This is a genomic window from Streptomyces jumonjinensis (genome assembly GCF_009600885.1).
GTDB classification, from domain to species: domain Bacteria; phylum Actinomycetota; class Actinomycetes; order Streptomycetales; family Streptomycetaceae; genus Streptomyces; species Streptomyces jumonjinensis.
In genome coordinates this window covers 49,092-55,370 of record NZ_VCLA01000133.1, presented here as the reverse complement: position 1 = coordinate 55,370, position 6,279 = coordinate 49,092, and the positions used below count along the sequence as shown (strand labels likewise).

The 6,279-nt window shown below is 73.6% G+C and carries 6 protein-coding genes and 1 riboswitch; of the genes, 3 read left to right on the top strand and 3 right to left on the bottom strand.

Annotation, left to right across the window (positions count from 1 at the left end; translation table 11 throughout):
* The 3 genes from FF041_RS15835 to FF041_RS15825 all read right to left on the bottom strand — a co-directional run.
* A partial coding sequence (locus tag FF041_RS15835; RefSeq protein ID WP_194292051.1) for a cobalamin biosynthesis protein occupies positions 1-380 on the bottom strand: 380 nt, incomplete at its 3' end.
* 116 nt (positions 381-496) lie between these two features.
* Positions 497-635, bottom strand: a riboswitch (cobalamin riboswitch).
* 164 nt (positions 636-799) lie between these two features.
* Positions 800-1,027: a hypothetical protein gene (locus FF041_RS15830; RefSeq protein ID WP_153523408.1), complete on the bottom strand. Its 228-nt coding sequence runs from the start codon at positions 1,025-1,027 to the stop codon at positions 800-802.
* A 12-nt stretch (positions 1,028-1,039) separates the two neighbouring features.
* Entirely contained in the window at positions 1,040-2,311 is a 1,272-nt protein-coding gene (locus tag FF041_RS15825; RefSeq protein ID WP_153487729.1) for an inorganic phosphate transporter, read from the bottom strand.
* 269 nt (positions 2,312-2,580) lie between these two features.
* Here FF041_RS15825 and FF041_RS15820 point away from each other — a divergent pair, with 269 nt between their 5' ends.
* From FF041_RS15820 to FF041_RS15810, 3 genes are all read left to right on the top strand, one after another.
* Positions 2,581-3,243, top strand: a complete 663-nt coding sequence (locus tag FF041_RS15820; RefSeq protein WP_153523407.1) for a class II aldolase/adducin family protein — start codon at positions 2,581-2,583, stop codon at positions 3,241-3,243.
* Positions 3,244-3,360: 117 nt separating this feature from the next.
* On the top strand, positions 3,361-4,491 hold the full coding sequence (locus tag FF041_RS15815) for an alpha/beta hydrolase (protein ID WP_323391914.1): 1,131 nt from the start codon (positions 3,361-3,363) through the stop codon (positions 4,489-4,491).
* 215 nt (positions 4,492-4,706) lie between these two features.
* Complete coding sequence (locus FF041_RS15810) at positions 4,707-6,203, top strand: hypothetical protein (RefSeq protein ID WP_323391913.1); 1,497 nt, start codon at positions 4,707-4,709, stop codon at positions 6,201-6,203.
* Positions 6,204-6,279 lie beyond the last annotated feature (76 nt).

Sequence of the window (6,279 nt, the reverse complement as noted above, 5' to 3'; positions counted from 1 at the left end):
CGCCCGCAGAGATGGGGCAGGCGCTCCCGGGCCCGCGCCACGTCGCCGTCCGCCAGCGCGGCCCCGATGGCGCGGGCCTCCCGCCCCAGCGAGGCGCCGCCGACGACCGTCCAGGTGGCGGCGGCGGTCAGCGCGACGGAGAGGGCGGGTCTGCGCCCGGCCCCCTGGGCGAGCAGCGCGGCACCAGCGGCGGCGCCGCCGGCGCACACGGCGGTGTGGAGCGCGCCCCAGCCGCGGTGATCACGCCAGAGCACCCGCTCGACGGCGTCCGCGGCCCGCCCGAAGGCGGCGACCGGATGCCCATGGCGGGGATCGCCGAGCAGCAGATCGCCGATCAGACCGGCGGTGGCGCCGTACACGAAGACACGGTCGGCACGCATCGATTCAGGCCGGTATCCCGTATCGGACGGTCCGCGACGGCGGAGCTGGCGTGGGCACGGGGGCTGAACCGGAGCCGGGCATGGCGATATGTCCTCACTCAGGGTGTCCGCGCCCTGGTTCGACGTGATCGGCGGCGAGAGTTCCTGGCTTCCGGGATCACTCCCGGTGACAGTGGCGGGACCGCGCCGGATTCGCACCGGCTTCCTCTGCTGCCGCCGTAATGGCCCCGGCAGTCCACCATGCGCCGAGAACAGCCGTCAACCTGCCTTTGACCTGCGGCGGGACAGTGTGCCCAGCACCACAGCCGGTGCCGCTCCCGAGCGGGGTACGGGGCTTCGCGCCGTGGATACGCGACCGGGCCGGCCACCCCGAGGGGTGACCGGCCCGGTCGCTGTGCCCGACGGCGCCGAGGGGGCCGTCAGGTGATGATCAGGTAGATGCCGTAGGAGACGGCCGCCAGGCAGAGCGCGAAGCAGAGGTACGCGCCGCTGCGGGCGAGAGCCGGGGAGCCGCCGCCCGATCCGGCCGTGGCCGTCGCCTGCTTGCTCAGACCGACGATCCCCAGGGTGAACAGGCCCACGATGGCGACGGTGGCCACGAGGCTCACGCCGAAGACGGAGCCGAGAGCTACCCAGTCGATTTTCATGCTGATCTGTCCTTACACCGCGGCCGGGCTGGCCGGGCCGGATTCGGAGGTGGCGGCCGAGGGGGCCGGGATGGTCGTCTTGATGTCGTCCTGCGCGGGGACGCCGGCCGGCGGCGGGGTGACGGCGGCCATCGCGGCGGTCACCACACCGGGCGTCTCGGTCTCGCCGAGCTCGCCGGCCTCGTCGGCCTCGTTGACATTGGTGTGGTCGACGACCTGGCGGCGGGAGTAGACCCAGATCGCGGCCGAGGAGGCGATCAGGAAGGCCGCGACGACGGCGACGCCCCAGTCGCCCTGCTGGGTGACGAACTCAGAGCCCGCGGCGACCAGACCGGCGGCCGGCAGGGTCAGACCCCACGCGACGAACATCCGGGTGGCGGTGGACCAGCGGACCACGCCGCCCTTGCGGCCGAGACCCGCGCCCATCACGGCACCCGAGCAGGAGTGCGTGGTGGAGAGCGAGAAGCCGAGGTTGGAGGAGGCGAGGATGACGCTGGCGGCGCTGGTCTGAGCGGCGAAGCCCTGCTGCGGCTGGAGGTCGGTCAGACCCTTGCCCATGGTGCGGATGATGCGCCAGCCGCCGAGGTAGGTACCGAGCGCGATGGCGACACCGGCGGAGACGATGACCCACAGGGGAGGGTTCGAGCCAGGGTTGAGCACGCCGCCGGCGACGAGCGCCAGGGTGATGATGCCCATCGTCTTCTGGGCGTCGTTGGTGCCGTGGGCGAGGGAGACCAGGCCCGCGGAGGCGATCTGCCCGGCGCGGTAGCCCTTCGCGGTGGCCTTGGTGTCGGCGTTCCGACCGATCCGGTACGTCAGCCGGGAGGCGAGATACGCGCCGATTCCGGCGACCAGCGGGGCGGCGATCGCGGGGATCAGCACCTTGGTGATCACGGTGCCGCCGTTGACGCCGCTGACGCCGACCGAGGCTATGGTGGCGCCGATCAGACCGCCCATGAGGGCGTGCGAGGAGCTGGACGGCAGTCCGACCAGCCACGTCAGGAGATTCCAGAGGATGGCGCCGACGAGCGCCGCGAAGATCACTTCTGGTGTTATGCCTGACTCGTTGACGATGCCGCTGGAGATCGTCTTGGCGACCTCCACCGACAGGAACGCGCCGACGAGGTTGAGCACGGCGGACATGGCCACCGCGGCTTTGGGCTTCATGGCGCCGGTCGAGATGGTGGTGGCCATCGCGTTGGCGGTGTCGTGGAAACCGTTCGTGAAATCGAACACGAGAGCCGTCACGATCACAATCGCGAGCAGCAGCGTGATGTGTTCCATTTACCCAGGCAATCTATGGACGTCAGTGGCCCGGCGAACGTAAGTAACCTGGGTGAACGGAAGGTGAACTGGGGCCGGATTCAGGGTGTCCCCAAGTGAGGTTTCTGCCTCCGGTTGGTGTTTGCCGGTGCTGGACGGCCGCTGTGGCTGGTTTTGTGGGGTACGAAGTGGCTTTCATCACCTTTGCCGATGATCTGCCCGCTCTCTCCCTCTGTGGCATCCCGGGTCGCCCTCTGTGACCGTACGGCGTCTGCTGTCAGGATCGCTCCATGACCGAACAGGTGTGCCAAGAATCGATCGAAGAGACATGGCGGGCCGTGGTGGCCACCGCGTGCAGAACGGCGGCCGAAGGGCTGGTGGTGGGCACCTCGGGCAACGTCTCGGCCAGGGTCGGCCACCTCGTCCTGGTCACCCCCAGCGGGGTGCCCTACGACCGGCTCGCCCCCGGGGACGCGGTCGCCGTGGACCTGGCCGGACGGCAGGTGCTCGGCGAGCTCAAGCCCACCAGCGAGCTCCCGCTCCATCTGGAGGTCTACCGCAGCACCGGGGCCCGGGCCGTCGTCCACACCCACGCCGTGCACGCCACGGCCGTCTCCACCCTGGTCTCCGAGCTGCCGGCCGTCCCCTCCATGCCCGCGGCGCTCGGCGGGCCCGTCCGGGTCGCCCCGTACGCCCTGTACGGCTCCGCTGAGCTGGCCCGGAACATGCTGAGCGCCCTGGCCGGGCGCACCGCCTGTCTGCTCCGGAACCACGGCACCGTCGTCTACGGGGACACCCTCGACCAGGCCTACGACCGCACCGCCCAGCTGGAGTGGATGTGCCGCGTATGGCTCACCGCCGCCTCCGTGCCCGGCCATACGCCCTCGCTGCTCTCCCCCGCCCAGCTGGAGGAGGCGGCCGAACAGCTCCGCGGCTACGGCCAGCGCCGCTGACCGGACCCTTCGCGGGAGCGGCCGGACCCTTCGCGGGGGCGGGCCGGGCCGGCGCGGACGGCCACGGCCGGGGGGCGTCCGCTGGCAGGGCCGCGCCCCCGCGCCGACACTGGAACCGTGCGACGGGCTACAGCGGCGGCAGCAGCCGTCACCACTCTGATCGGCGTAGGCGCGGCCGTGTTCGCGGCCGGCCGTTACGCGAGCGACGCCGTGCTCAAGGCGGCCCCCGGACGGCCCCTCCCCGGCGACCCCCGGGTCACCGTGCACACCACCGAGCCGGACCGGGTGACCCTCACCCGCAGCCTCGCCTCCCGCCGCCCCGGCACCTACGGGCTCGACGGACCGGGCGTACACGCCGTCGTCGGCCCCGTGCTCGACCAGGTGCCGCACTCCGCCGACACCGTCGTCCGCCGACTGGAACGCGTCGCCCTCGGCAGCCTGATCACCGGGGCACGCGTACGGCTCACCCCCCAGCTCTACACCGGAGGCCCCTCCCAGGCCCTCGGCATCGACCACACCGACGTCAGCATCCCCGGCGAGCTCGGCCCGCTGCCCGCCTGGTCCACAGCAGGCCCCCGCGACACCTGGGTGATCGCCGTGCACGGCCTGGGCGCCACCCGTGAGCACCCGCTGAACCTGCTTCCGTTTCTGCACAGCCGGCGCATTCCGGTGCTGGGGCTCGGCTACCGCGGCGACCCGGACGCGCCAAGACCTCCCGACGGCCTCGGCCGCCTCGGCGACGCCGAGTGGCGGGACCTTGACGCCGCGCTCCGCTTCGCCGTCCGCGGCGGAGCGCGCCGGGTGATCCTCTACGGCTGGTCCACCGGCGCCACCATGGCCCTGCACGCCGCCGCCGACTCAGCGCTCCGCGACCGCGTCCGCGGTCTCGTGCTCGACTCCCCGGTCCTCGACAAAGAGGCCACCCTGCGCGCCCTGGCCGCCGCCCGGCACACCCCCGCCGCCCTGCTCCCGCTCGCCGTCAGAGCCGCTCGGGGCCGGGCCGGGCTGTACGACGGCCAGCGGCCGGCCGTGGTCGCCGACGCACAGGTCCTCCAAGTTCCCACCCTCATCTTCCACGGCCCCGAGGACACCCTCGCCCCCTGGGAGCCCTCCCGCGAACTCGCCGCCCGCCGACCCGACCTGGTCAGCCTCCACACCGTCCGCGACGCCCCCCACGCGGCCATGTGGAACGCCGACCCGGCACGCTACGAAGAGGCCCTGCGCCGCTTCCTCACCCCCCTGGTCTGACCCCCGCGCGGACCCCGCGACAGCGGCCCGTCGAGATCCCGCCACCACGGTCGCCAGGACCGGCCAATCCATGCCCACCGGGTTCCGTTTGGGCTTTCGGGCCGTCAGCGGGAAGACTGCACCTTGTGACGTCCCGAAAGCCTGATGAGCAATTGGCGCGCAACTCCAGACTCCGTCTTGTCCGCCCGCGACCACTGCCCACCGCTCGGCGGGCCGTGGCCACCCGGCGTACCCGCCCGGCCCCAAGGCCCCCCGAGGGCACCCCGCCCCCCGCGGAACTGGCCCGCCAGGCGCGGGAAGTCCTCGCCGACGCCGTACGGATCGCCCGCTGGGCCGCCGTGGCGCGGGCTCCCGGCACCGCATCGCTCGCCGCCCCGGCCCGGGACCGGGCCGCCGCGGCACTCGGCCTGACCCCCCGCCAGGTACGCGCCGGATGGGACCGCGCCCGCCTCGCCGGCCTGGTCGAACTCCATGGCGACACCGCCCGCCCCGGCTGGCGGCTGCGCGCCTGGGACCGTGACGACATGGCCGTGCTCCGCGGCTGGGTCGCCCTCTTCGACGCCTGGTCCCTGATCCACCCGGCCCCGTCGGACGTCGCTCCCGCCGCCGTCGCCGAGGTCGTGGAAGCAGTGCCCCAGCTGCTCTCCCTGCTCCAGCTCTCCGCCGGACCGGTCCTGGTGCCGGCGCTGCTGGACCTGCTGGAGCAGCGCGTCGCGGAACTGCGCGAGGAGCGCTGCGAAGTCCCCTACGGCCCACCGGCCGAGCCGCTGCCCGTGGCCGGCCACGGACCCGCCGCCCGCGCGTCCACGTCCGTCCACGTTCCCGTGGAAGGGGGGGAGGAGGGGGAGGAGGCGGAAGAGGGGGAGGAGACCGCGTCCCCCGGCCGTATCGCCACGCTCCACCACCCCGCGGCTACGGACGAGCGGACGCCCGGCCCGCTCGGTCCGGCCGCCGCGGTGGACGCCTCTGATGCGGACGGCGTATCCGGGGTAGGCACCGCCCTGCTCGACTGGGCCCTCGAAGGGCTCTCCGCCGTCGGCGCGCTCACCCTCGACAAAGGCCGCTCCGCCACCCTCACCCCGCTCGGCAACTGGGCGGTCTGGGTCAAGCTGGAGCAGATCTGCGTCGCCGCCCAGAGCCCGGCCGGCAATATCGAGCAGTCGGCCGACGACATGCTGCGCGGCTGCGCCCGGCTCACCCCCGGCCCCGCCCGCGCCGAGTACCGCGCCTGGCTGGCCGCGCGTACGGTCTCCAGCGCCGTGACCGAACTCCTCGGCGTCGCCCGGGGCGAGGACGCCCTGCTGCGCGGGCTCGCCTTCGAGGCGCTGCGGGTCGTCGGAGCCCCCGCCGAGGCCGAGGTGCGCGCCGTCGCGGACGAGCCCTCGCTCCGTCCCTACGCCCTGCTGTGGCTCGCGGAGTACGAGGGAGCGGATCCCGAGGACGCCCCCGACGTCCTCTCCCGCGAGGAGGCCACCTGGCTCTGGGTCGACACCGCGGCGGCCGTCGCCGATCACGGGGAGCCCCAGCTGCTGCTGCGCCATCTGGACTCCGCGGTCCAGGGCACCGTCCCCGCGCTGCTGGAGGAGGTCAGATCCGGCGGCCACCCGCGCACCGTCCAGGTCCTGGTGGCCCTGGCCGCCGCGCACCCCGATCCGGCCCTGGCCAAGGCCGTGCGCCGGGCCGCGTTCCAGGTGCACACCGGAGGCGCTTAGGGCCGGAGGCGCTTAGGGCCGGAGACGCTCAGAGCCGTGGGCGCTGAGGACCGGAGACGCCGGGACCGCTGACGGG